Consider the following 26,944-nt stretch of genomic DNA (forward strand, 5'->3'; position numbering starts at 1 on the left):
TACTTGAATGATGAAATTAAGGTAATAGTAGCAACTTATAAAAGGATGATGTTGAGTAATAAAAAACGCTACACAAGGGTAGCGTTTTTTATTACTTGTTACTCAATAATTCTAACATTTTTCTCTTAACAGATTGATAAACTTCAGACTCTAAACAATAATTATCATTCTTATAATATTCTTCATGAATCTTCGTTCTGTTATAGAAAATTTCATCTAAAAATTCATCTGTTGATACGTTTGCTTCTTTTAAATCCATTAAGTATTCATAGTCCCCAATTCCTCTTAATAAATTCTTGTAGCGTAATGTTAACATGGGCTTACCTGTTTTACCTGGGTACACGAAGTTCGTATCACCTGCTGCCCATTCTGGATAGGCATAGCTGATCTTTTCACGGGGTTGATCAGGCCATACTGTATAATTCCATCGAAGGAATCCATCTGTTCCAAGTAAATAAGCAAACCAAGGTATTACACGGCTCTCAAGAAGTGGGGAACTAATAAAAGTATTAGGGTTTTTAGGACCACAGCATACATAATAAGAAATTGTACCTTGGCAGCTATCTTTTATTTCTTGGAAACGTTGAAACTCCTTTGTTAGATCACGAATGTTTGGGCAGTAATCCATTAGATCTGGTATGTCTTCTTGCATAAATTCCACATGGTTAATTGCTGCCTTAAACTTAAATTTCGGAGTCACTTTCTTTAGAAAACTTAATCTATTTTTATACTCTTCAATATCAGCCGGTTCATCGGCGATAATGCGTACACGATCAATAATACCTTTATCTGCAAAATACTGTTCTAAAGCTTGTAAGTAACGTTCATAGTCAACTTTCTTACGTATATATTTAAATGTTTGATCTGATTCATCATAATAGCGAATACGTATACCGTCGTCATAACCTTCTATAACACAATCAAAGCCAGCTTCAGGTCTGGTCCACACATTGATTAACCCAAAAACTTCATACTCTTGATTAATACCATGCCTATCACATAATTCAACATACCGATCCAAGATGTTGAAATCAAATTTTAGCTCCTCTTCATTTTTATAGCACCTTACCATATTGTACTCATATAAATCTGATGAATCTATGGGATTAACTAATGAATTCTGCCCTGACCAAGGAATTTCAGATACAATGAGGGAAACTGCCTTTTGCCCCAGGTCAGCTAATGATGCTATATAATTATCTATGATACTAAAATGTTCTTCTCCCCATAATGGCACTTCGTACTTCCTGGCTATATTGGAGTTATGCTGCCATAGATCAAGGTAGAATCTAAAATCCTCAGGCTTCTTCATTGTGTGATCAAAGACATCTAATGAATAGTTAAGTTGGTTATATAATACTTCATCTTCAAAAAGATAACTTTTATAGATACTAACTTTAGGTTCATAATGCCCAGGCTCAACACCATTATCTGTTTTAATTTCAACCCATACACATTGTATTTTACCAGCTTTAACAAATATGCTTTGTTCATCAAGTAATATATCTGATTTCAACTGATGATCATCATCTTCAACGAGATCCACTAATTGAACCTTTATGCTTTCATCTGGTATGCCTTCTACGGTAACTTTTAAGCGGTAGCAATCTACAGCTCTCTTTTTATAGAATCTTGGATCATTATTAATGGTCACTAACATATCCTTATCAGATTCCAGTAATACTTGCACTGCAGACCAATCATTTTTCCCACATACTTCTTTAATCTCAATACTCTCTTTAAAAAAATCTGTTCTAAGTGTTGTCATACCATAGACGTATTTGAAAGACTCTCTTTCAAGTTTACACTTTAACATAATCCATCCTCCTACATCATCCTATACATATATAATATTTTGTCATTGATATAATTCAATAATAATATTAAAATAGTAATTATTAAATATATATTATTGCTGAAAATATATAAAATACTGCTAAGGAGTTTTGAGTATGAAATCCAATTATGGTTATAGTGAATTCAACGTGGAGCCATATGGTACTGAAAATTTACAGGTGCCTTTACAAGTCAATTGTTGTGGTTATGACTACTTCCTCTCAAAATCTACAGTAACAACTCGTCAAAAGGGACGTCTTGATTACTATTTTATTTATGTGATAAAAGGAAAGATTGAAATAGATATTACTGAACAAAGCTTTTCTTGCTTTGAAGGTGACTATATCCTACTTCCACCCCATACAGCCCATAAAGTTCACTATTCAATAGGCTCAGCAGTGTATTGGATTCATTTTACTGGAAAATGCGCAAGTGATTTATTTACTTACAACCACCCGCATAAATTAGGACTTCATCATGAGATTCTTGAACATATGAAAACCATAATCTCTGAGTTGCAAACAAGAAAACCCTACTATCAAGATTATTGTAATGGATACTTTTGGCTCCTCTATAGCTCAGTGAAACGTCATGAGAACACTTTTGATGAAGATACAATCATGGAAGAATTGATTCTTTACATTCATGAGAATTTACACCTTATCAAAGATGTTAATGAACTTTCAGAACAAGTTGGCTTAAGTCCATCAAGGTTGATACACCGCTTTACAGCTTATAAAGGTATCTCACCCATACGCTATCTTATCCAAGAACGACTAGAGAAAAGCAAACAACTACTACTCCAAACAGATATGACGATTCAAGAGGTTGCTGACCAAGTTGGATACCAAAATCAACTTTATTTCAGTCAGGCATTTAAGAAACATACTTCATATAGCCCTACTGCCTTTAGAAAAAGTAATCTTAACTAAATATATCTTGCCTTAATTTGTGTTATCTCGTCTAATCCCTATAGGGCTCATCATATACTATAATAAGATTTCGTATGCTGATATAGACAGGTATAGTTTTTCACTTGACTGCAACGACAGTTAGGAGTGCTTTTATGAAACGAGTTTGTACGTCCAACGCACCTATGTTTTTAGGTATTCTTGCTACCATCATAGGTCTGCCTTCTGCGATATTGAGCGGTTCTATCTACATCCTCTATTCTACCGTTCAAGCTACCAATATTTATATGTACAGCTCCTTGACAGCATGTTTCATCGGTCTTATCTTTGCCTTACTTTCCAAAGCTTATCCCTATACATCAGGAACTATTCTCATCCTCTCTGCACTACTATCATGCATAACGCTTTTCATCGGTAATGCTTTGGCTTTTATTGTTACTCTCCTTTACTTGATCGCTGGTTTCTTGTGCTTTACATTTACCGACTATATACGATGAGGAGGTCTTTATGGTATTTATCCAAAGGGTATGGCGAACAATAGCCAGCATGATATTTATTGCCATCTTGATTGCTGGCTTTTTTGATATTCGATATGCCTTTCTAGCTGTTTTATGTATGATTCTCCCTTTATTAATTGCTTTAGCTGGGAAGGGACGCTATTGGTGTGGTAATTTATGCCCACGAGGTAGTTTCTTTGATTTGATTTTTGGAAAGCTTAGTTCCAACAATAGAGTTCCTGGAATAATAAAATCCATACCAGTACGTCTACTAGTGATGACCACCATGTTTTCTATTTTTGGATTGGGTATCTTTAACAGCGGTGGAGATCTCTTATACATCGCTCATGTTATATATAAGATTGTGGTTGTTACCACTATAGTTGGCATGTTCTTAGCTTTAATATTTAACAAAAGAGCCTGGTGTTCAATATGTCCAATGGGAAGTCTATCGGCTTTTATTACATACATCATTGGTTCCAATAATCCTGTACAGGTTAAACCCTGTCTCAGTCGCTGTAACAGGTGCCAGGAGCAATGCCCTATGCATATTCCAATTAAAGATTACAAGAAGGGCTACATTACTCATGGTGACTGTATCCGCTGCCATCAATGCGTTCATGCATGCCCAAAACAGAACATTAAGAAGCCACCCAGATATAAAGCATAGGGTGGCTTCTATTTCTTATTCTTCAATTTTTTATAAGCCTCATAGACTTCCATAAACTTCTTAGCGTTTCCCCCTTGATCAGGATGATGTATTTTAGCCAAGGCGCGAAATTTCTCTTTAACCTCTTCCCATGTTGCAGTAGGAGGTAATCCTAATTTGTTGAGTATTCTAGGTTCAAATACTTCGTCTAGTATAATACCACTTTCTCTGTAATAGGTATAGTATACATAAGCAAAGTACTCATCAACGATAGCCTTCATTTCTTCATGAGAACATTCATAAAGAAAAGCAATATTATAGCGAACTTCTTTATCATATACATTTTTAGTACTAAAGAAATCATTCCAAACAAGCACTTTATTTGCCTGAATATTTTGACTACTAAAGCGAATTTTTATCTCTAATTTCTTAAGATCTCTTAGCTTCTTCTTCATTTGATCAACTTTCATCTTAACCTCCCTTTAAGGTAATTGAAGAGCACATGAAACTCAATCATGTGCTCATTGCATGCTTATTCGACATTAGCAATGTATTGTAATCGCTCAATTATTGGAATGTGTTGCGTGCATTTCTTTTCACACAAACCACACGCTATACATTCTGATGCCATCGCTTGTTCAATGCCCCAGTGATATTTTAGTCGACCTAAAATTCTTTTATCCTCATTACTTATAATTTTCATATTATAGGCATCCATCATTTTTGGTATGGCGATATCCTTAGGGCAGCCAGTACAATACCCACACCCTGTGCATAAAGAATCTAATCCAGCATGAAGCTTGCTCTTCATCTCTTCGAGACGTTCATCACCAATGAGCTTAAAGCTTTCGCCAGCTTTCACATTCTCTTCAACTTCCTTGATCGACCCCATGCCTGCAAGTGCACAAGTGATTTCCTTATGGCCTATATTGAATTTTAACGCCGCTTGAGCTATGCTATCTGACTCATCTTCTTTAATAAATTGATAAAAATTAGAATGCTGTGGTATAATACCTCCACCTAAAGGATTCATTGTCACAACGCCTACTCCCTCTTCATAAGCAGCTTTAATCCCTTCTTGTCGAAACGCAAAGTTAGTAGCGTTATAACCTAAGGTTACTCCCTCGAAATAGCCATCTCTTATTATTGTAGCAATTTCGTCTCCTGAACAGTGAGTTGAAAAAACAAGATGATCAATTAATCCTTCTTCTTTGGCCTTTAGTGCTCCTTCATAAGGTCCGCCTTTGGCCATGACATTTTTATACTGCTCAAGATTAAGTATACACCACATGTTGAAGAAATCTATCTTTTCTAATCCCATTCTCTTTAAAGATTTTTCAATACGCGCTCTTACTTCATCTGCTGTTTTCTCACTGGAAATAGAGCTTTTAGTGGACACATAGAAAGGGTTTGGCATATCCCTAAAGGCTTCTCCCATTATTTCCTCACTTTTATCATCACAATAAAACGGCGCGGTATCAAAGTAGTTAATACCTAATGCACTTGCTCTTCTAACTACTAAAGCTGCCTTCTCATAACTCTTTTCATAATCTTCTTTATGAAAACGCATACCTCCAAATCCAATAACAGATATTTTTTTACCTGTTTTTCCGTACGCTTTGTATTGCATTTTTTCACCCTCTCAAAATATCTATTTAAAAAATTTCCTAACAATTAATCATGTCGGATTTTAAGTTGTCTGAATCTATTAATAGTAGCTATTATTTCAAGTTTTCTTGGTAATGCCAAATTTCCTGGGTGTCCTCTAAAAGTAGATAAGCACTCCAATCCATCTTTCTCAATCAAGATTAAAAGTTCATCGATTGCTTCTTCTAATGAAAGGTTCTGACAATTATTTTTCTGACTAAAATTGGTCAGTATTTGGGCCAAAGCTCTTGTTTGACTTGAATCAATCAATTGCTCTACGTGTTTGAGGTCAATATCACATTTATTGTAGCTAATGGTTGATAAGCCACGGGCTATAACTTTCAATTTATTCCTCTGACTCTTAAAAGTTATTGGCATGATCTTCCTTTTCCTATAACTTTTTTCATAAGCCATGACTTTTTTGGGGCTGCTATTCCCTATCGTCTTAGCGATATCATAAGCCTCTTTTGTCTTATCTATAGGTCTATATTCATCCATCATTATGACTTGATCTGCTACATCAAAATAATCCCCTGAACCTCCAATAACAAGAACTGTAGATACACTATCCTTTTCATAAAGTTGTTTAACACGATCAATAAAGGGTGTAATAGGCTCTTTATCTTCATGTACAAGCTGCTTCATTCTAGCATCTCGTATCATAAAGTTGGTAGCACTTGTATCTTCATCAATAAGTAGTAACTTTGAAGATGCTTCCAAGGCTTCGACTATATTAGCAGCTTGGGATGTACTTCCACTGGCATTATCTGTTGAGAACCTTTTTGTATCCATTCCATTAGGTAAATTATTAATGAATAGGCTTATATCCACCTCTTCAACTCTTCTACCATCTTCCGCTCTAATTTTCATAGCGTCTTCACGAGTTATACAATACTCTCTGCCATCACCATGTATATGGTTGTATACACTCATTTCGATCGCATTTAGAAGTGTGGATTTACCATGATAACCACCGCCAACAATTAATGTAATACCTTCTCTAATCAACATACCTTTTATTGTACCTTTATGAGGTAACTCTAAGCTTACTTCCATAGTTTCAGGACTTTTAAAAGGAATAACCCCTTTGCTCATAGGTTTATCAGATATACCGCTGATTCTTGGTAATATAGCTCCATTAGCTATAAATGCAACAGCTTTATTTTCTTGGAGGTATTGACGAATGTAATATTGATCTTCGGCTAGCTTCACAGAACTTGCAAGTTCTTTATGATTTAGAAACTGCTTATAAATACTTTTTCCTACTATCCTAGGTAAATAGTCAAAGAAAATTTTGATAGCTTCTCTACTTAGAACTCGACGACCTGCCGCAGGTAAACCTACTTCAATTCGAATTTCTACTCGAGCTTTATCGATAGAAACTGCTGTTTTTTCAAGCACTTTTTGTCCAAAAAAGTCCATCTCTAAAAGCCCACTCTTACCGGAACCTTTAACTCTTTTATACGTGGCATCAATATTCTTCCTAATAACTCTTGCTAGATAATCAGTAACTGCTACGCGTTTATGCCTTAGATCAAATAAATCATTATGGATGCCAGTTTTTTGTTTATCTAGAACGACTCTAATTCTTGAGGGTGTTGCAAATGGGTCGCCTTGTACATAGTCAATAGCTAACTCAAACTCCTGAAAATCATAAATTCCTTGAATGTCCTTATATGCCTTATAACCTCGACCATCTATTTGATTCAATAATCGAAGTAAATTATCTTTGGTTTGCATCTACCTCATCTCCCTAATCTTAACTATACCATTATATTTTATTTTAGTAAATATCAGTACAATGGATTGCTTTTTTTGTTTTTTTCTAGTTAACAGTAATTTTGTTGTTACTACGAATGATCAAGGACACCTTTCCCGTCGGCGTAATAGTATTCTCTAATGCTTACTAGAGCAAAACGCAGTACTTTACTATACCTCCAAAAAAAGAAAAGTACGATTGTACTTTTCTTACTCATCTCTCTGGCTATTGGTAAATCTATAATTTTGTTGATAATCTGTATGCCCATTACCTTCATACCTTAATTCAGCTTCTATTTGAAATAAGTCCGAGTCCTTAAGGTCTCTGACATGCACTTCAATAGGACGCCCATCATCACTTATATGATTTAAATAGTTTTTTATAAAATCATAAGCATTTGACTCGTTTATGTCACCTTCATAAATAGATGCATATTCATTTCTAGGAACTGTTAAATAGATACGATAGTTTTCTTCTTCTCGAAATCTTTCTTCTGTCACACTATTGTACATAATAATAGCACTCCCTTAAATAGTTATATGACTAAAAACCTTTTTTAAGTTAATTGATGTCATACTATTATTATCTCCTGAATGTTACTCCACATTCATCAATTGATTAGGCTTCTATAGGTAATGAAATTGCTTCACCTAACGATGTGCTATATAAGTAGATCTCTTTAACCTTCTTCCCAATATTTTTTTCAATGGCCATTTTATACAACTCCATTTGCTTACCATATCGTTGTATTAAAATTTTTGAAATATCATTTTTTACATAATCCGTTTTATAATCTAAGAGAACAATCTCATTATCTTCTTCGAAAAAACAATCGATAACCCCTTGAATCATTACCAAATCATCATCTATAATATCAAAAATTTCTTTAGCATCTATGCCCAGAACAAAAGGAACTTCTTTTTCTATTCTTACTGACTTGATAAGTCTTTTATAAATATCAGTTTGACTAAACTTGACTATGTTATTAATATAAATAGTTTCTTTTTCTTCTGGTAATAATCGCTTGCTCTTCACCATATGCTGTAATTGCTTTTCTACCTCTGAAAAAGTACTGATTTGGTGTAAATCCAGATGATACATCACTTTATGAAAAATCGTTCCCTTTTCAGCAGCTGTATACCCCGTTTGACCTTCTATAAAATGGGGTCGATAAAAATCTTCCTCTTCATTTTTAATAAGGTCAGCAGATACCATTCCTTCATCAACCATTGATTTCTTTTTCAATTCTGAAACAGTAACTTTTAATGGTATTTCACTTAAATAGTATTTGGAATAGCTCCAATCAAGTTGTTCTGCTTGTAATAGTTGATGTTGTCCAGCTACTTGATCATCACTTTGATCCATCAACTCTTCTAGTTGAATCAAATCCCCTAATTCATAAGTTTGAATAATCCAAGTAGAAGTATCTTCTATGAAAGATAGATGTGAACCAGCACTCTCTGAAAGTTTAGCTCCATCTTTATGCCGCATAACTAAGGGCATAACCCAATCAAAATAATTCTTTGCAGCCATACTTCTGTAGCTTGGAAGAAAACCATCCTCTGATGTATCAAAAGCCCATTCTTTTATTTTTTTATTAAGATTTGAAACCGTTCCTGTCAAAATTAATTTCTCTTTAGCTCGAGTTAACGCTACATATAGTATACGCATTTCTTCTGATAAATTTTCTTTTTTTATTTTATGGCTTATAGCCGCTTTTGCTATGGTTTTAGAACTATAACGTTCCTCAAAATTTATAAAATCAGGTCCAAAGCCTAAGTCTTGATGTAAAATGATTTTTTTATTTAAGTCCATCTTATTAAAAGTTTTCCCCATTCCTGCAACAATAGCAATCGGAAATTCTAAACCTTTACTCTTATGAATACTCATAATACGGACAATATTTTCATTAGGTCCGAGGGTTTTAGCTGCTCCAAAATCTCCCTGGTTTGTCTTTATCTTCTCCATTACTTTAATGAAATTAAATAAGCCCCGATAACTACCTTTTTCAAATTTAATTGCTTTGTCCAGTAGTGCATCCAAATTAGCTTTTCTTTGATTTCCGCCTGGCATAGCAGTTACATAATAATAGTAATCCGTCTCCATATAGAGTTTCCAAATGAAGTCATGTAAATGGGTATAGGCTGCTTCTTGACGCCATAATCTTAGTTGTTGTATGAAATGATTGAGCTTTCTTCCTAAGGCAGTAGTAAACAGTTCTCCCTCTGCATAACACACAAGCGCATCATAAAAAGTACCTTCCTTTAAATTAACACGTATAGCTGTTAATTCATCTACATTTAAGTCCACCATAGGTGAACGTAACACCGTTAACAAAGGAATATCTTGCATAGGATTATCAATTATTTTAAGCAGTGCAAGGATAGTCTTAACTTCCAATGCATCAAAATATCCAAAATTGGATTCAGCATAAGCAGGTATTCCTCTTGCTGCCAACTCATCTAGAAATATTTCCGCTCTTGAACTGGTAGCACGCATCAAAATCACAATATCTTCGTAGCGCGGTTGACGATATTCATCCAACACTTTATCGTAAACAACGATTTTATTCTGTGGGTTAATAACATCTTCTATTTTGTTGGCCACCAATTTCGCTTCAATTTCAACAGAGGAAAGGTCTTTAATGATGTCAAGAACCTGGTCTTCATAAAGCTCTTCGTTGACTTTTAGATCAACTAATTCGATCTCTATAGGACCTCCAGCAATGCCTATTTCTTGCTCCTTAAATGTTGCTCCAGCATGTAAAGAAGCTAAATCATCGTAAATAATCTCCCCAATGTCTTTGTTCATAGCATACTTGAATATATAATTTACGCCATCAAGAACTTCTTTACGACTTCTGAAATTCTTAAATAAATCAATGCGTTTATACAAGCTTTCATCATTTAAATCATAGGCTTCATACTTTTCAACAAAGAGGTCTGGTCTTGCCATTCTAAAACGATAAATACTTTGCTTCACATCCCCTACCATAAAGATATTAGGTTGCTCCTTTTCTTTTCTCGATATACTGGTTAATATAATCTCTTGAACTAGATTACTATCTTGGTACTCATCAATAAGAATCTCTCTATATTTATTCTGTAAGTCCATAGCTTCTTTAGTAGGAACAACTTGTCCCTCTTTTAGATGGACTAAAATATTTAATGCAATGTGTTCTATATCGTTATAATCGATTAAAGCTTTATCTTTCTTAGCTTCCTTAAACCGTAAGTCAAATGATCTTACTACCTGAGCCAACATCCTCAAAACTGGATAGACTTGTTTTAAATCATCTAACAGTACTTCAGGGCTTTTAAAGAAAACATTGGACTTCAATTCTTTAATGACGTCGATGACTTGTTTGCTCCGAATGGCTTTACATTGCTCCTTAATATCTTCATCTACTTGTTGTCGACAGGTTTTCATTCTCCCAAATTTAACTTGACTGATTACTTGCTCTAAATCCAAAAAAGATTTTTTATAAGCCAATATGAGGTTATCTACCTTTTCCATATCCTCTAGTAACGTTGCCTCATAAACTTCTGGTCCTTCTGGACTTCGACTTAATTGTAATGCCTTATTAAGTGCATCTTTTACACCCTCTAGTATCAATCCAACATCTTTCATGAGTACTTCTATCCAAGCAGATTCTTTTAGTTCTTCAACTGAGTGGATATCAAACAAACCTACCTGCTCATCTAACCATTGTTCTGGCCAAGGATAGCTCTGAATAAAACTATGCAGGTTTAATATATAGCTCTCTAAGGGAGTATCGTACTTAATTCCACCATAACTCTCCACGAGATTGAAGAATTCATCTTGCCCTTCTGTATAATATTCTTCTAAAACTTCAGCTAACACATCGCTTTTCAATAATAATATTTCCGTTTCATCTGCTACTCTAAAATTAGGATCCAAATCCAATTGATGAAAATTTCTTCTTATGACATCTAAGCAAAATGAATGTATTGTATTAATTGAGGCGTGACTAAGTAGGTTAAGTTGCTTTCTTAACCTTGTATTACTTGGGTTATCTTCTAATTTCTTAGATAGTGCTTCGGAAATTCTTTCTTTCATTTCTCCTGCGGCCAAATTTGTAAACGTTACAACGAGGAGTTCATCAATATTGATTGGGTCTTCTTCATCAACTAACATGGTAATTATTCGTTCAACAAGCACTGCTGTTTTACCTGATCCTGCTGCTGCCGCTACTAAAAGATTACCTTTTCGATGGTCGATGACCCGCTTTTGCTCATTGGTCCATTGTACATCACTCAATAATATTCCTCCCTCCTCTACCTCTTCTTCTAACACTCTTCAAAAATATCATCTAAAACGCTTGTATATAAACTTGTAAATTCTTTCTTATCAAGACTATAATAAATGCGTTTATTAATGCCTCTTTCAATAATCACAATGCCAAAAGTCGTTAACTTTGTTAAATGGTAACTCATTGTAGCAGTCGTTAACTCAAAATGATCTGCTAATTCTTTACCATACCACTTCTTATTAGCTAGAAGCTTAATAATTTCATATCTTGTATCATCTTGTAGTAATCTAAGAAACTCTTTTCTTACTACCTTATTGTATTCTTGATTTAATCTTTGTTCTAAAGAAAAACCATAGAAGTAATAGACAGTTCCATTCTTCACATTATAAATGTTATTAAATTCACCAAAGTACATAACAAATAAGCGGATACTTGATTCTTCAAATTCCTTAGCTGAAGTAAAAAATAGCATGTTTTTTATAAATGCCTCTGTATGTCCTTCTAAGAGAATTTGATGAGCAAGTACCTTTTGCTTTAAAATGTCTTCAATTCGCTTTTCTTCTGCTTTAAAATGATGTTCATAATAATAGGTCATAATATGCAATAACCTTTGTTGCATCTCTTTTGGATGCTTCAAGTATTCTCTAATGACTTCATCATCTTTTGTTATGATATCAAGTCTTCCAATGATTTGCTCTCTTATAATACTAATTAATTTATCTTCTTCATGATTTTCAAGATCAATATCCCAGGTTTCCAAAATATCAGCTAATAAATCTAGAGGTTCTGTCTGTTCAATATAAACTAAAAGCTCTGGAACTGTTTTAATATCTGCATAAATGGAAGCATTGATTAATCCAAACATTCCTCCAACAAAATCACTAATGAGTAGTTCCATATCACGTTTAATAAGAAAACTCAATTCATTATTAACATTTTTAATGTACTCTTCTATATCTTTATCTTTTTCTAAAATCATTTTCTTATAATCTAAGAATGCTTCTTCTTTGAATAGACGAATCATAGAAAAAATAAATTCACATGCCATGTTGTATTCAATCTTTGGTAATTTCATGTTTTCACCTTCTCTTTTATCTCTATATAATGACGTTGTTTCATCAATTCATTGATTTAATTCTCTATACAATTTACATATCTAACTATTATAGAATATCAACTTATTATACATTCGAATTGCAAACATGTATTATGAGTTTATCTGCTTTAAATTTACTCACAAGAAAAGTATACCAAATATATAAGGTCACAACAAGTCTATAGACTAACGCCGATTATCACTGCAGACCCTAACCCACAACTTTCACATTATTTTCCCTTTGTAATGTTGTATAATACAGCTTTAATCAATTGTATAATATAAAGGAGAGTTGATAGATAGTAGTTTGAAAGGGAAAAATATGGGGTAATCGGAATAGCAAGCCCCTTTAGAACAAAAAGAAACGAAAGTAGTTGTATCAACTGTCAAAAATGTGATAAAGTATGTTCAATGACTATTAAAAATAACAACTAATAAAAAGTTAATTCATTAGGATTGAAACGAGGTGTTAGTATTAAGAATATATATTTAGTAGAAGATGAAGAACATCTGTCATCATTGCTGACAACTTATTTAGAAGATGAAGGATATAAGGTGAAAACATTCAGCGATGGATTAAAAGCATATAAAGAAATAAATAATGATGTGGATTTATGGATACTCGATATCATGGTATCAGGAATGAATGGATACACCTTAATCAAAGAAATAAAGAAACTTAATAAAGAAATTCCTGTGATATTTATGTCTGCTCGTAATGCTGAATTGGACCGTGTAATTGGATTAGAAATGGGTAGTGATGATTATCTCCCTAAGCCATTTTTGCCGAGAGAGTTAGTTTTAAGGGTAAACAGATTACTCAATAATGCGAACAGTAAAATAGTTGATTCAACTGAACTTATAGGAGATTACTTATTCCGAAGGCAAACTAGAGACTTATCTATAGATGATGAAAACATCGTGCTTACAAATAAAGAATATGATTTATTAAATTACTTTATTCAAAACCTAGAAGTAGCAGTAAAAAGAGATGAAATAATTGATAATGTTTGGGGTTTAGATTACTTTGGTTCATCAAGAGTTGTTGATGATACAATAAGACGTATAAGGAAGAAGGCACCATACTTGCCCATCGAAAATGTCTATGGATATGGCTATATCCTGAAGCGCGAGTTGAGTTATGAAAAATAAAAAGTATAATCCCAAAACATTAAGTTATAAAATATGGATTGAATTTGCTAAGATACTTATTATCCTTTTTATCGTTTTATTCATATTAAACATTACGATAATTGAAAAAAATCGTAGTGATGGTATGTATGAAAAGCTAAGAGCATTTGCTATTACTTCAGAATATTATGATCTCGAAGGCGTTTTGGATGATAATGAAAATTCTCGGTTGCCAGTATTTTTTACAATTAAACTCAACGAGAGTCGATCTATCATTGAGGATATCGTCATCAATGATTTTGCTAAAGAAACTTATTTTCATCATTTACTAGAAGATCAAATTCTAAATAAGATATCAAATTTAATTGTTAAAGATACTGATAAGCATACTCAAGGTAAAATCAGTCATTCTTTTTCAGATTATTATTATTATAGTGTTTTAAGCGATAATAATACTATCACTGTTTATGTGTTAAAAACCAATGATAGTATACTAGACTTTTTCATTATGTTAATTTTGATTGGAGTCCTCTTATCCTTTCTATTCATCATATCGAGAAATGCAGCAAAAAAGATTGCAGCACCTATACAAGAATTAAAGGGTTTTGCTACTGAAATAGCAAGTAAAAACTGGGATTATTCAATCGAACTGTCAGATACAGTTGAAGTAAATGACTTAATCTATGGTTTAAAAGAAATGAGTAAATCACTAAAAGAAGCAGATAATAGGGAACGAGAATTTCTCCAATCAGTATCCCATGATTTAAAAACACCGGTGATGATCATTAAAGGTTATATTGAAGCTGTAAAAGATGGGAAATATAATACAGAAGACATTGAATTCCTCAATATCATTACGGATGAATCAAATAGATTAGAAAGAAAGATTATTCAGTTATTAAGGTTGAATGCCTTAGATCATGTGCAAAGAGATAAAAGTACCTGGGAAGAAGTAAGTATAGATAGGATGATTAAAAATCTTGTTAAAAAATATAAAATTATATGCCCCAATATTAACTGGCAATTAAACCTCCAACAGTTAGAAATAATCGGCGATGTTGAATCTCTACTGGTTGCTTTTGAAAATATTTTGGACAATCAGATAAGATTTGCTAAGAAGCAAATTAAAATCCACATATCTAATAAAAATGAAATTATCATATCTAATGACGGTCCTCTCATTTCTATTGAAAATCCAGAGGATTTATTCGAAAGTCATACCAAAGATAAGCAAGGAAATTTTGGGCTTGGGTTGGCTATAGTCAAAAGGGTTATTAGAATTCATGATGGTGATATTCATGTAAGTAATTCTGAAAATGGAGTTGAGTTTAGTATTTTATTTAATAGAAGCACAAACTACTAAACTTATAATCCAAAACTCGAGCTTTTCTGTATAAGTACAAAAGTGGCTAACGCCACTTTTAAACTGGAGATAGGAAAGTATGGTTCTTTGCAAGCAAAACGCAGTACTTTCCTATACCATAAAAAAGGTGTTATAAATCAGTTGCTAACCAACTAATCTATAACACCACTTTATATCTTATTCTTAATAAGCTGTTGTAATATTTTCAGCTTGAGGACCTTTTGGACCTTCAACGATGTCAAAAGTTACTCTTTCGCCTTCTTCAAGAGTTTTGTAACCATCTTTATTTATTTGTGAAAAGTGAGCAAATACATCATTTCCATCTTCTGCTGTAATAAAACCAAAACCTTTTTCTGCATTAAACCATTTAACTGTTCCATTCATCATAATCAATTCCTCCGAAATTTTATTTCCCTAAAAATATTCAAAAGCTTTTCAAATTTCGGACTTATATTCAAGTTACCAAGAAACTATATCTCAAAATTCATAAATCTTTTTAGTAAAATTAAGGTACTTAGGTAGTGTATCACAAAATGCTCTCAAATGCAAACAAAAATAATAAAAAATTATAATAATAATTAAATGACCAAGCAAGTCTTCATAAGCTGCTCTAAAACTTGCTTGGGTAATTGAACTATAGTACCCAACTCATAATCATGATATTGAGGATAGTTCCCCTATGAAGCAAAAAGATAAGTTTTAGAATGCACTATCATCACTGACAATGCTTTCTAAAACTTATCTCTTTAAGGAGTTTAGATAACTGATGCTAACAGTAGTAACTCTTCATTATCTTCATATATTGTACCAAACTGCTCTAAGGGAAGAGGATTTTTGCCAATACCAGCTTCAATGGTATAACCTGGTCTAGAAAACTCTTTAATAAACCAATCTTTATATCCTGCGAATGATTGACTCAGTGCAGGATCTGCTAATACATAGCCACTCACCTTAGAGAATTCCTCACCTATGGGTAGTGATTCAGGTGGCTCAAAATTCATAAAGTCCCAAAAGATTACCTGTCCTTGGGTATGATAAGCTAAGGTTAATCGATACTCTTTAGCCATTGTAAAGTCAACCATAGCTTTTACTTCCGGCTGGCTTTCTGGAGCTTTTCCTGCATATAATGCTGGTCCTGGCCCTGTGACACCAAAGTCTGCTTCTAACTCTTTGTATTCATCCCATGCTGCATCATAATTTCTATTAAGATCTACACCATTGATGTTGGACTTCCAATCACTAAAATCATCATTGCCAAAGTTCCAACCTATTAATTGTTCAACGTTATCTTCTTCTGGATTTGGTCCATTGATAACTAAATCTACACCATCTGGATTAACCATAGGAATAATATCAATTGTGCTTCCATTCCATATATCCGAAATGTTATAACCCCGTAATGGTTCATTTCTTACATAGGATTTCAAAAATTCCTCAATCCATTTCATTAAAACAGGTGTGGTAATCCATTCGTTTGAATGATGTGATGCATTATAGGTAACTTGATTAGGTCCTTTACCTAGTTGAATGCGATAAAGTTCATTTCCTTTAACGCTTCTTCCAATACTATCTACTTTAATAAATGGATATCTGGCTTGAAGTCCCCTGATATCATAATTGAGTACTTCAAAGGTATAAGGAACATTTGTCTTAACTAAATCATAGCCATACGGAACAATTATTACTGTGCCTGGCACTAATGCTTGAGGATTAATATCTGGATTAGCAATTTGGATGGTCATTGTGGATGTACCAAAATTTTTGGCTATACTTGCATAGGTATCACCTCTTTGTATCTGATATTCCTGATATCCTAACAAATATGGCTCTAAAGCTTCCATTGTTTCTACTCCAACAATACCATCATCTATTAATCCTAAGTTTTCTTGAAAGCTAGTGACTGCATTCTCAGTCTCTTGATCAAATATACCGTTTATTTGTCCTGGATTAAACCCAATAAGCTGTAATATGTATTGAACAAGCTGCACGCGAGGTCCCTGATCCCCCTTTTTCAAACTTGCCATCTTCATAGCTCCTTCTTGCATAGACTTCTATTAATATATATTATTGTTACCCGGGAAATATGAAAAATCCAAGAGTATCATACTCCTGGATTTTTTTCACACTTCATTATATATGGAATTTACGTTTAAGTTTTTCCTTGAAGTCGTCAGGTATTCCAAATTTTAGCCCTAAAAGAAGAAGAATAATTGAAATCATAACAATCAAAATAATGATGGACCAGTCTACCATCAAACTATCAGCAATAAAGTTGGATATGATCAACTGTAAAACTAATGCAAATAATCCAAAACCCGCACATATATATATGGCTATGGTTAAAAACTCAACCTGATGGCGGAACTTCATAAAAATAGTATATAGCACAAAAGCAATGATGATATAACTGAATATAATCGGAAGAGCTATTTGGTTAAACCAAGTGAATGTTCCATCAACTTGATCCAAAAAATAACACATCCCTATAGCAACTAATGCACAACCTAAATTTCCTCTTATAAATCCCTTAGCAAAACCAAATAGAAAATAAATGGCTAACCACCCACCTATAATACCTATAACCGTATAATTTAGCCAAGGTCCGCTTTGATTAAAGGCATTTGCAACAGTATAACAAATCAATACAGCTGCAAAACAAACAATGGAGATAGCAAAATAGCTAATATTTCTCATTTCCTTGATACGTTGGGGATATATATTTAAGGTTATTGGAAACCGCTCTTCATCATTTTTTTTCTTTGGTGAACCTACATCTGGTATAGGAAAGGTGCATAGTGGACAATTATCAATTTTTCGGTCTACTTCCACACCACATTTAGGGCAATAAGGCATAATAACACCTCCTTTAGTGATTCGTTTCTATTTTAACATGTAATCCCATCTTACGAAGCTTTCTAAAGAAGTATTTCTCAATTTCACGAGATACTGCGATACTCCCAAAATTAATATAGGTCTTATCTTTAAAAGCAACAACACCTACTTTTATCTTACTTCCTTTGCTTGGTGGTGGATACATTTCAAATCGTTCAATATAAGGCTCTAATTCTTTAGGCATTTTTACTATACCTAAGTTTGAAATACTGCTGGTATAACTTCTTTCACCGTATTTATGATATATTGTTGGCATCAATAAGTCTTTAATATTTAAAGGAATAATCCTAATATACCATGACTTCTCGTTCCTTACATTTCTACTTAAGTACTGCGAAATATAGCGTTTATTAATGTGCATTTCCATGTAATAAGTGACATAAGTTAATATTTCTTCAAAACTATACTTGCCTAACCTTGGATCAATACTGGGTATGAGGCTAATGAAGAAATTTCTTAATGTTTTTGTAGGGTATAGACCTCTTAAATTAACTGGTACATTAATACATATTGGCCGCCAATGCCTTCTACGTTTCCTTGGTGGTAAATCATATAAGTAATCTTGAATAGATGAAAAATAAAGACCTACCAGAAATTGTGTTACTGTAACACCATACTTCAACTTGGCAATTTTATATAACTTATCACTATCAACAATACCTGTAACAACAGAATAAACTCCTTTTGGATACATATCAAAAGGAAAATGCATCGCGTTGGGTAATTTTTCAATAAAAGGAATATGTTTGTTATAATACTTTTGAAAAGCATCTTCATACTCTTCCAGATCAACTGCAGATTTCACATCAAAAATCCCTTGAATAGGTTCCGATTTTATGCCAAGTAGTCGAAAATATTCTACGATTAAGGTCTTAAAAAAAGTCATAGAACCTGTCCCATCTGTAATACTATGAGACATTTCTAAGCTAATCTTATTCTTAAAGTACAAGACTCTATAAGGTAATTTTTTTCTATTCTTGAAATACATAAACATACAAGGATCATACCGTTCTTCTTCAACGATAGCTCTCTGTTGGCTATGAACGAAGTAATACCAGAAAAAGCCTCTTCTCATATTAACATGAAAGTAAGGAAATCTAGGAACCGTAATATCTAAAGCTTCTTGAAGTATCTTTGGATGAACTCTATTCTTCAAGGTAACTGAAAGGCGATAGACTGTTGAAACCCTAGTGGACATGATAGAAGGATATATTTTACCTGCATTATCTATTTTAAACCAACTTTTCTTTTTGCTCATTCGTGTCTCCTTACAAAGTATATTGAACCTTTGCATTGATAACGGTTACACACAAGTTCAATATGTCTTGCTTTAGTTTTTTATTGATTCTTATCCTAAGTTTATTTTTTTCTTATGTTAATACATTATACTATCAAAACTGAATGAGTACAATCATCAATTCAATATCTTAAGAGTGATAAGGGTACGAAAGGGGCATATAATTCATGTTACTGCAGTACAGGACGTACTGCAAGAACCCTTGAAACATGGACGTTTCCCGGGTTCGTAAACACTTCTTTTTATTCGCAAAGGGCACATGTATTAGTGATGGCCAGTGGTACAGGACGTACCACTCAAACCCTCTGAAACACGGATGTTTCTCGGGTTTGCAATCATTAATACATGTGCCCCCTCTTTTAACTTGCTCTTTCCTTCTTCGCTTTAATCATTTTAAGTCGAGTAAATTCTTCACGTTCTTTCTCCTCTAAAGCATTGGTAATATCTTTCGTAATACGTTCATAACGAGGAATCATTACATTTTTTAAGGCATTAGCTCTCTTCTGTGTCCGTTTAATATTAATGGCTAATCGGTAGATAGCATTTTCTATCTCAGCAATAACAACTGTCAAGTGCTTAACCTTATAGAACTTCTGGAAAGCTTCATCTAAAGCAATGTTAGTTCTTGAAACACCAAACTGAGGTTTTATTTCCTTTTCTTCAATAGTGACAACAGGTATTTCAACACCCATAATACTACGTACTTTGATATGAACACCGATCTCTTCATCAATAGCATAACCGATTTCTTCAACTGTACTGATACCAATTGTAATATTCGCCATTTGTAAAGCCTCATAAGCGCCGCTAAAGGTAACATCGATTTCCTTTTGTATAGCATCCGCTTTATCAATAAGTAACATCATTTCACGTATTAAAATATTACGCTTCTTATCCAGTAATTCATAACCTTGCTTGGATAGCCGAAGAGAAGCCTTTGCTTTAATCAAATTCCCCTTGGTAGGAAATAAAGTTGTATCCATTAAGCATCACTGCCTTTTTTCTTATATGGTTTATAATATTCATCCAATAGTTCTGGAGCAATACGATCCAATTCTTCTCGAGGTAAAATACCAAGTAAACTCCACCCTAAATCAAGGGTTCCATCAATATCCCTGTTTTCATTTCTACCCTGAGAAACAAATTCTTTCTCAAAAGCGTGACCAAATGTCATGTACTTCTTATCGATATCACTTAACTCGTCTTCCCCTATTACAGATGCTAAAGCTTTTACTTCTTGAACATGTGCATAGGCTGCAAAAAGTTGATTTGCAACAGAAGGATGATCTTCTCTTGTATAACCTTTTCCAATACCATCTTTCATCAATCTGGATAAGGATGGCAAGACGATAATAGGTGGGTAGACACCTTTCTGATGAAGTTCTCTACTTAAAACCACTTGCCCTTCGGTGATATAACCAGTTAAATCTGGAATAGGATGGGTAATATCATCGTTTGGCATTGTCAAAATTGGAATCTGAGTAATGGATCCTTCTCGGTCTTTTAACATACCAGCTCTTTCATATAAAGAAGCAAGATCAGAGTAAGTATAACCTGGAAATCCTTTTCTTGATGGAATTTCTCCCTTAGAAGAAGAAATCTCTCTTAATGCTTCACAATAAGATGTCATATCGGTTAGTATAACTAAGACATGCATGTTATGTTCAAAAGCTAAATATTCTGCAGTTGTCAACGCACAACGTGGTGTAACAATTCTTTCTGCTACTGGATCATTAGCAAGATTCAAAAACATAGCAACCTTTTGAATAACGCCGCTTTCTTCAAAACTTCTTCTAAAGTAATCCGCTACATCATTTTTAACACCCATAGCTGCAAAAACTACTGCAAAGTTTTCAATACCCTTACCTTCAGCAATTTTTGCCTGCTGTACAATTTGAACCGCTAATTGATCATGAGGTAAACCGTTTCCCGAGAATACAGGTAATTTTTGACCTCTGATCAGAGTTGTCAAACCATCAATAGCAGAAATACCAGTTTGTATAAAGTTCCTTGGGTACTTCCTCGTAACAGGATTTAATGGACTTCCATTAATATCTATTTTCTTCTCTGCCAGTATTTCTCCTAATCCATCGATGGGACGTCCTTTACCATCAAAGGTACGTCCTAGAACTTCTTTTGATAGCGGCATTTCAAGAGGATGCCCTGTAAATAACGTCTTTGTGTTAGAGCCTGATAAACCAACAGTTCCTTCAAAAATCTGTACGATAGCTACGTCACCAGTTATTTGAATAACACGTCCTACACGCTTTTCACCATGCTCTAATGTGATTTCTACGATTTCTTCAAATGCTACATCTGTAACACCTTCAAGTATGATCAAAGATCCTTTAATCTCTTTTAAACCTACGTATTGTATACTCATGATTGTTTCTTCCTTTCAAACAATCTATAACTATCAATTAAACTGTCGCATTCCTTATCTATTGCTGCAAAGTATTCATCAAATTGTGACATATCATCGTTACCTACGGTATACTTAATGTTGATTAGTTTTTCAAAGATACCTGTTTTACGAATTTGTGAAACTGGAATGTCTTTTTTGATAACTTCTCTGGTTTTCTCTTTAAGTTGATGGATGAGTTTCAACATATAGTACTGCTTTTCAAGAGGTACAAAAGTATCGATATCATGAAAAGCATTTTGCTGAAGAAAACCAAGTCTTATGGTTTTTGTAATCTCTAAAGTAAGCTTCTGTCCTTCTGGTAATACGTCAGCACCTATTAATTTGACAATCTCCATTAGACTACTTTCTTCTTGAAGCAGCCCCATCATTTCCTTACGTAAATCTAGGAATTCACCAGATATTTTTTCATCGTACCAACTGCTTAAATCATCCATGTACTCTGTATAACTGTCTAACCAGTTAATTGCAGGATAATGCCTTGCATATGCTAACTGACGGTCTAAAGCCCAGAAGCAACGAACAAAACGTTTCGTATTTTGTGTGACAGGCTCAGAGAAGTCCCCTCCCTGCGGTGAAACAGCACCTATAATGGATACGGACCCTTCTGTACCATTTAGGTTTTCTACATAACCAGCTCTTTCATAAAACTGTGATAATCGTGATGGAAGATAAGCTGGGAAGCCTTCTTCTGCTGGCATTTCTTCGAGGCGCCCTGATATCTCTCTAAGAGCTTCAGCCCATCTTGATGTAGAGTCAGCCATAATAGCTACATGGTAACCCATATCACGGTAATACTCTGCCAATGTTATTCCAGTATAGATAGACGCTTCTCTTGCTGCAACAGGCATATTGGACGTATTTGCAATAAGTACTGTTCTTTCCATCAAAGATTTTCCTGACTTAGGGTCGATGAGTTTAGGAAACTCTTCTAAAACGTCTGTAATTTCATTACCACGTTCTCCACACCCTATATAGACGATAAGGTCAGCATCAGACCACTTTGCTAATTGATGTTGCGTCATGGTTTTTCCTGTACCAAACCCACCAGGGATAGCAGCTGTTCCTCCCTTAGCTATAGGGAAAAATGTATCAATTACTCTTTGTCCAGTTATAAGTGGCATTTCCATGCGTTTACGTTCATCAAAGGGACGTGGCTTTCTTACTGGCCAATACTGTACTAAAGTTAAATCTTCTTTTCTCCCGTTATCATCTTCTATAGTAACGATGGTATCTTTTATTGTATATTGACCATCATTAGTAATAGATAGCACTTTACCTTTTTTACCTGGAGGTAACATAACTTTATGAAGAATTAAACTTGTTTCTTGTACTTCTGCGATGGTATCTCCCGCTTTTACTTCTTCGCCTACTTTTACAAGGATCTTTGTCTCCCATTTCTTTTCAGGATCCAAGGCTTCTACCTGTAAGCCTCTACCTATAAATGCTCCTGTTTTCTTCGCAATATATTCTAAAGGTCTTTGAATCCCATCAAAAACCTCTCCAACAATCCCTGGTCCTAATTGCAGAGATAAGGGCATTCCAGTTGTATACACCGGCTCACCAATTTTTAAGCCAGTTGTTACTTCATATACCTGAACAATAGCCCGGTCGCCTGTTATACCAATTACTTCACCTGTCAATTGCATATTCCCAACCAAAACCCGTTCTAACATCTCAAACTTATCGCTACCTTCAATGGTAACAACGGGTCCATTTATTTCATAGATTTTGCCCTTTTGTTCCACTCTGTCACCTTCTTACTATATTATCAACAACCCACACCTTTGTCATTTGTCTTAACATGATTTCATATTACAACTTTTAATAAATTCTTGGCTTTTTTCTTGTAGACTTTCAAGTAATGTATCGTTTATATAACGTCTATTATCCACATTTTCTACGATACATCCCCCTATGATATCATCATAGCCATCATATAATATAACCTCATGACCAAAACGTTCTTTCAACTCTTGTAAGTACTTTTCATCATTCTTACTGATGATTATATGAATGTTTCCCTCACCTATTTGCTTCACATTAGCATCAATAGTCTTAAATAAGTAGTCTTTATATTCTTCTGTTAAAGTGTACTCTCTCAATTTCTTTTTGACTAAACTAAAAACTTCCTCTATGATTTCTTCACGACGATTGAGTAGGCTTTTCTTCTGTTCCATCAATGCCTTAGAAACCATCTCTTTTTTTTGTTGATCGATTGATCTAATACTATGTTGAATATTTAAATATGCAGTTTCCAAACAATCCAACTCTTTTTCCTTTAGAGCATTTGCTCGATTCTTTTCAGCTTTTTTTATGATATCTTCTTTCTCATGTGTAGCTTTCGTATATATGGTATTAGAAAACTTATCCAATTTATTGTTAATAGAACCCATTTATCTTCACCTCAAATCTTAAGCCCTATTGCATCTCTGACATACCTGGTAATGGAATCAGGTGTCCGTCCTGTACCATGTCGATCTGGAATCTCTACGATTAATGGTAGTGGATAATTAAGTTTAATATCGCTAATATCTTTTTCCACCAACTTAGCCAACTTTTCTGTAATTAGAATAATTCCAATATCTCGATCTTGTAAACACTCATCGAAAGCATCTTTTACTTCATTTGGTTCATGGACTACTACCCCATCCACACCAGCTAAACGCATACCCGATCTTGTATCCACGTTATCACTGATTAAAAACATTCTCATAAAAATCACCCAGCTTAAAGATTTCCAATAATCAAGATTGATATGATCAAACCATAAATAGCAATCCCCTCTGCTAAACCTACATAGATTAATGTCTTACCTAATAATTTTTCGTTTTCTGAAATAGCACCTAAGGCTGCTGAACCCGTAACACCAACCGCAATTCCTGCTCCAATACAAGCAAGTCCAGTTGATAATGCTGCTGCTAAATAGCCTAAACCAGAGCCTGTGCTAACCATGGCCGCATCTACTACTTCATTTGCCATCTCTGCTGCGGAAGCATCTACTCCACCATACATGAAAATAGTTGCACCAATTAGTAAGCCAAAGAAAGTCAATACATTAACTCCTAAAAAAGTTTTAACTTTTTTTCCATCAACAGCCCTCTTTGTACAAACTACTCCAAAAACCACTGTTGTTAATACAAGTAAAATTGTTATAAATAAAATGAAATTCATTTTAATGTCCTCCTTAAACTTCTGATTCATATTTTATTTTAAATGGATTAATTTCTCTTCCGTCCCCTTCATAAAAGCGGCTAAACATTTCATAATATTCAAGCCTTAAACCTTGAATAAAGACGATTAAGCCCTCAAGCCCGATAATGATGATGTTTCCTACTATAAAGATGATGATTCCACCAATTTCTCCAGTCATCTCTCCTAAGGTCTTAACAGCCATGAAAAGTCCAACATGATTCAGAGCAAAAGCTCCTATACGTACAAAAGAGAGTGTATTACTAAGTATTGATAAAAGTATCTCAACGACTTCAAAAAACGCTTCTACTATAAATCCACCCTTTTCCTTAGGAAATACATCTTTAGCATGGTTCACATACTTCATCAAAGGATGCGAGAAGAATAATATGATGATTGGTACTATAAGGAATAAAATAATATATAGAGGGTTTGAATAGAATTGATAATTAGCTACTATTCCTCCTACTACGCCTAATAAAGCTAGATAAAACACTAAACCTACAACACCATTTTTATCAAATAGCACTTTACCATAATTTTTATTTCTTAAAGCATTATAAATATTAATCAGCATAGCAATGATTATCAATAATACACCAATCCCTATACCTATTCCTAAGATTAGATATTGGTCTTCCATTGGCGTAATTAAATGAGGTATTCTGGTATGCCCAATTTCTTCTATACCAAATATTGATCCATATACTAAACCAAATATCATTGAAGAAAATCCAGTCATCATAATAACTTTCCCAAGCATAATACCGGATTTTTTGAAAGCCGAATACCCTAATAATGCTAATATAAAACCTTGGCCCACATCACCAAACATCATACCGAAAAATAGCATGTATGTAATAGCTACAAATGGTGTGGGGTCAAATTCATTATAGGATGGTGTGCCATACATATTGACCAATTCCTGAAAAGGTCTAAATATAGGATTATTTTTTAACTTTGTTGGTGGTTTTAATTTTGGTACATCTTCAGGTTCTTCTACGACATAAGAAATTGTTGACGATTTATCTAATTCATCTCGAAAATCTTCTAACTCTGACTCACTGATCCAACCGTGGAGACAAAAGATTTCTTTTGAATGTGCAGCGTACTTGCGCACATGAAATACTTGATAGTATTTATTAGCACTGTAATATATTTTCTTCAATTGTTCTACATGGTCTGTGGCATAATTACTAACCATTTTAGCTAGATCTTCCAGTTTCCGTTCAAGAACAGTAATGTCATTTTCTACTTTTATAAGAGCTTCCTTTGGATGACCTTCTACCTCACCAGAAATGAATATCCTATGAAAATATAATGACGAAAACAATGAGTCCACTTTTTCATGAGATTCTTCTGGTGAAAAGTACATGATGTATACTTGGTCCTCTTCTTGGAAGACTTCAATAACGATAACATCTACATTTTCAGTGTAATGATCCAGTTTATCAAAATTATACTTGGGTAAAGAACCGAATCTGAATTTAATAAAGTTGAAATGAAAGAATTTATCGATCTCAACATCCAAATCCTGTAAAAGTAGCAATTGCTTTTTTATCTTTCTCTTTTTATCTAAATCTTTCTCTACCTGTTTCCTGTAGTCATCCCATTCTTTAAGCTTTTTATTAACTTCATCCATATAGTCTTCAGTCATCTCAAGATCTGATATACAATTCTCATTGTATAAATCTAAGTCTTTTTCATTAACTTCTATCCCTAATTTGGCTAATGCTTCTTTAGCGCTTTTTAAAAGATGGGTATAAGGATTTTCCACTATATAAGGAGTAATACCCTTGACATCATCCAATATGCTCATAGAATTAACCAGTTCAATATCTCTTTTAACAAGGCATGTGCTTACAAATTCGTCTAAAGAATTTTTAGGTCCAACGATGTTAATAAATCGCATTTTTTCTACTGCCATTACATCCCTCCTCCTTTACTCTATAGTTCTTACAACTTATTTTGCTTTAATA

The 26,944-nt window shown here is 33.9% G+C and carries 22 protein-coding genes; 4 read left to right on the forward strand and 18 right to left on the reverse strand.

Annotated features, from left to right (window positions below; all coding sequences use genetic code 11):
- Positions 1–91: 91 nt before the first annotated feature.
- The gene (locus tag C1Y58_RS08310; RefSeq protein WP_105615547.1) at positions 92–1,816 is read right to left on the reverse strand and encodes a DUF4091 domain-containing protein; all 1,725 of its coding nucleotides are present in this window, start codon (positions 1,814–1,816) and stop codon (positions 92–94) included.
- A 136-nt stretch (positions 1,817–1,952) separates the two neighbouring features.
- Here C1Y58_RS08310 and C1Y58_RS08315 point away from each other — a divergent pair, with 136 nt between their 5' ends.
- Both C1Y58_RS08315 and C1Y58_RS08320 read left to right on the forward strand, forming a co-directional pair.
- The gene (locus C1Y58_RS08315) at positions 1,953–2,768 is read left to right on the forward strand and encodes a helix-turn-helix domain-containing protein (protein ID WP_105615548.1); all 816 of its coding nucleotides are present in this window, start codon (positions 1,953–1,955) and stop codon (positions 2,766–2,768) included.
- 486 nt (positions 2,769–3,254) lie between these two features.
- Positions 3,255–3,914: a 4Fe-4S binding protein gene (locus C1Y58_RS08320; protein ID WP_105615549.1), complete on the forward strand. Its 660-nt coding sequence runs from the start codon at positions 3,255–3,257 to the stop codon at positions 3,912–3,914.
- Between the two features lie 8 nt (positions 3,915–3,922).
- Here the strand turns inward: C1Y58_RS08320 and C1Y58_RS08325 are convergent, their stop codons facing one another.
- The 6 genes from C1Y58_RS08325 to C1Y58_RS08350 all read right to left on the reverse strand — a co-directional run bounded on the left by C1Y58_RS08325 (position 3,923) and on the right by C1Y58_RS08350 (position 12,647).
- On the reverse strand, positions 3,923–4,363 hold the full coding sequence (locus C1Y58_RS08325) for a J domain-containing protein (RefSeq protein ID WP_105615550.1): 441 nt from the start codon (positions 4,361–4,363) through the stop codon (positions 3,923–3,925).
- 62 nt (positions 4,364–4,425) lie between these two features.
- Positions 4,426–5,523 (reverse strand): aldo/keto reductase, encoded by a 1,098-nt coding sequence (locus C1Y58_RS08330; protein WP_105615551.1) that lies wholly within the window; start codon positions 5,521–5,523, stop codon positions 4,426–4,428.
- Between the two features lie 44 nt (positions 5,524–5,567).
- Positions 5,568–7,280, reverse strand: a complete 1,713-nt coding sequence (locus C1Y58_RS08335; protein ID WP_105615552.1) for an ABC-ATPase domain-containing protein — start codon at positions 7,278–7,280, stop codon at positions 5,568–5,570.
- A gap of 228 nt (positions 7,281–7,508) precedes the next feature.
- Complete coding sequence (locus C1Y58_RS08340; RefSeq protein ID WP_105615553.1) at positions 7,509–7,811, reverse strand: hypothetical protein; 303 nt, start codon at positions 7,809–7,811, stop codon at positions 7,509–7,511.
- A gap of 106 nt (positions 7,812–7,917) precedes the next feature.
- Positions 7,918–11,580: a helicase-exonuclease AddAB subunit AddA gene (gene addA / locus C1Y58_RS08345; protein WP_157950019.1), complete on the reverse strand. Its 3,663-nt coding sequence runs from the start codon at positions 11,578–11,580 to the stop codon at positions 7,918–7,920.
- A 29-nt stretch (positions 11,581–11,609) separates the two neighbouring features.
- Positions 11,610–12,647, reverse strand: a complete 1,038-nt coding sequence (locus C1Y58_RS08350) for an ArsR family transcriptional regulator (RefSeq protein ID WP_105615555.1) — start codon at positions 12,645–12,647, stop codon at positions 11,610–11,612.
- Positions 12,648–13,124: 477 nt separating this feature from the next.
- On the opposite strand from C1Y58_RS08350, the gene C1Y58_RS08355 reads away from it, so the two are divergent.
- Both C1Y58_RS08355 and C1Y58_RS08360 read left to right on the forward strand, forming a co-directional pair.
- Positions 13,125–13,820, forward strand: coding sequence for a response regulator transcription factor (locus C1Y58_RS08355; protein ID WP_330404407.1), 696 nt, complete (start codon positions 13,125–13,127; stop codon positions 13,818–13,820).
- Positions 13,810–15,162 (forward strand): sensor histidine kinase, encoded by a 1,353-nt coding sequence (locus tag C1Y58_RS08360; protein ID WP_105615556.1) that lies wholly within the window; start codon positions 13,810–13,812, stop codon positions 15,160–15,162. The genes C1Y58_RS08355 and C1Y58_RS08360 overlap by 11 nt, the downstream gene beginning before the upstream one ends.
- A 183-nt stretch (positions 15,163–15,345) precedes the next feature.
- Here C1Y58_RS08360 and C1Y58_RS08365 read toward each other — a convergent pair whose 3' ends face one another.
- From C1Y58_RS08365 to C1Y58_RS08415, 11 genes are all read right to left on the reverse strand, one after another.
- Positions 15,346–15,549: a cold shock domain-containing protein gene (locus C1Y58_RS08365; RefSeq protein ID WP_242985361.1), complete on the reverse strand. Its 204-nt coding sequence runs from the start codon at positions 15,547–15,549 to the stop codon at positions 15,346–15,348.
- Positions 15,550–15,917: 368 nt separating this feature from the next.
- A complete protein-coding gene (locus C1Y58_RS08370) occupies positions 15,918–17,186 on the reverse strand; it encodes a M14 family metallopeptidase (protein WP_105615557.1) in 1,269 nt (422 codons plus the stop codon).
- Between the two features lie 106 nt (positions 17,187–17,292).
- Positions 17,293–18,015 (reverse strand): DUF6320 domain-containing protein, encoded by a 723-nt coding sequence (locus tag C1Y58_RS08375; protein ID WP_105615558.1) that lies wholly within the window; start codon positions 18,013–18,015, stop codon positions 17,293–17,295.
- Positions 18,016–18,028: 13 nt separating this feature from the next.
- Positions 18,029–19,312 (reverse strand): hypothetical protein, encoded by a 1,284-nt coding sequence (locus C1Y58_RS08380; protein WP_105615559.1) that lies wholly within the window; start codon positions 19,310–19,312, stop codon positions 18,029–18,031.
- A 398-nt stretch (positions 19,313–19,710) separates the two neighbouring features.
- Entirely contained in the window at positions 19,711–20,334 is a 624-nt protein-coding gene (locus tag C1Y58_RS08385) for a V-type ATP synthase subunit D (protein ID WP_105615560.1), read from the reverse strand.
- Entirely contained in the window at positions 20,334–21,734 is a 1,401-nt protein-coding gene (locus C1Y58_RS08390) for a V-type ATP synthase subunit B (protein WP_105615561.1), read from the reverse strand. Before C1Y58_RS08390 ends, C1Y58_RS08385 begins: the two co-directional genes overlap by 1 nt.
- Positions 21,731–23,521 (reverse strand): V-type ATP synthase subunit A, encoded by a 1,791-nt coding sequence (locus tag C1Y58_RS08395; protein ID WP_105615562.1) that lies wholly within the window; start codon positions 23,519–23,521, stop codon positions 21,731–21,733. The genes C1Y58_RS08390 and C1Y58_RS08395 overlap by 4 nt, the downstream gene beginning before the upstream one ends.
- Positions 23,522–23,572: 51 nt before the next feature.
- Positions 23,573–24,169: a V-type ATP synthase subunit E gene (locus tag C1Y58_RS08400; protein WP_105615563.1), complete on the reverse strand. Its 597-nt coding sequence runs from the start codon at positions 24,167–24,169 to the stop codon at positions 23,573–23,575.
- An 11-nt stretch (positions 24,170–24,180) separates the two neighbouring features.
- Positions 24,181–24,489, reverse strand: a complete 309-nt coding sequence (locus C1Y58_RS08405; RefSeq protein WP_105615564.1) for a V-type ATP synthase subunit F — start codon at positions 24,487–24,489, stop codon at positions 24,181–24,183.
- Between the two features lie 14 nt (positions 24,490–24,503).
- Positions 24,504–24,947 (reverse strand): ATP synthase subunit C, encoded by a 444-nt coding sequence (locus C1Y58_RS08410; protein ID WP_105615565.1) that lies wholly within the window; start codon positions 24,945–24,947, stop codon positions 24,504–24,506.
- Positions 24,948–24,960: 13 nt separating this feature from the next.
- Complete coding sequence (locus C1Y58_RS08415) at positions 24,961–26,892, reverse strand: V-type ATP synthase subunit I (RefSeq protein WP_105615566.1); 1,932 nt, start codon at positions 26,890–26,892, stop codon at positions 24,961–24,963.
- Between the last annotated feature and the right edge of the window lie 52 nt (positions 26,893–26,944).

Source organism: Vallitalea okinawensis (assembly GCF_002964605.1).
GTDB lineage: Bacteria > Bacillota > Clostridia > Lachnospirales > PQDH01 > Vallitalea_A > Vallitalea_A okinawensis.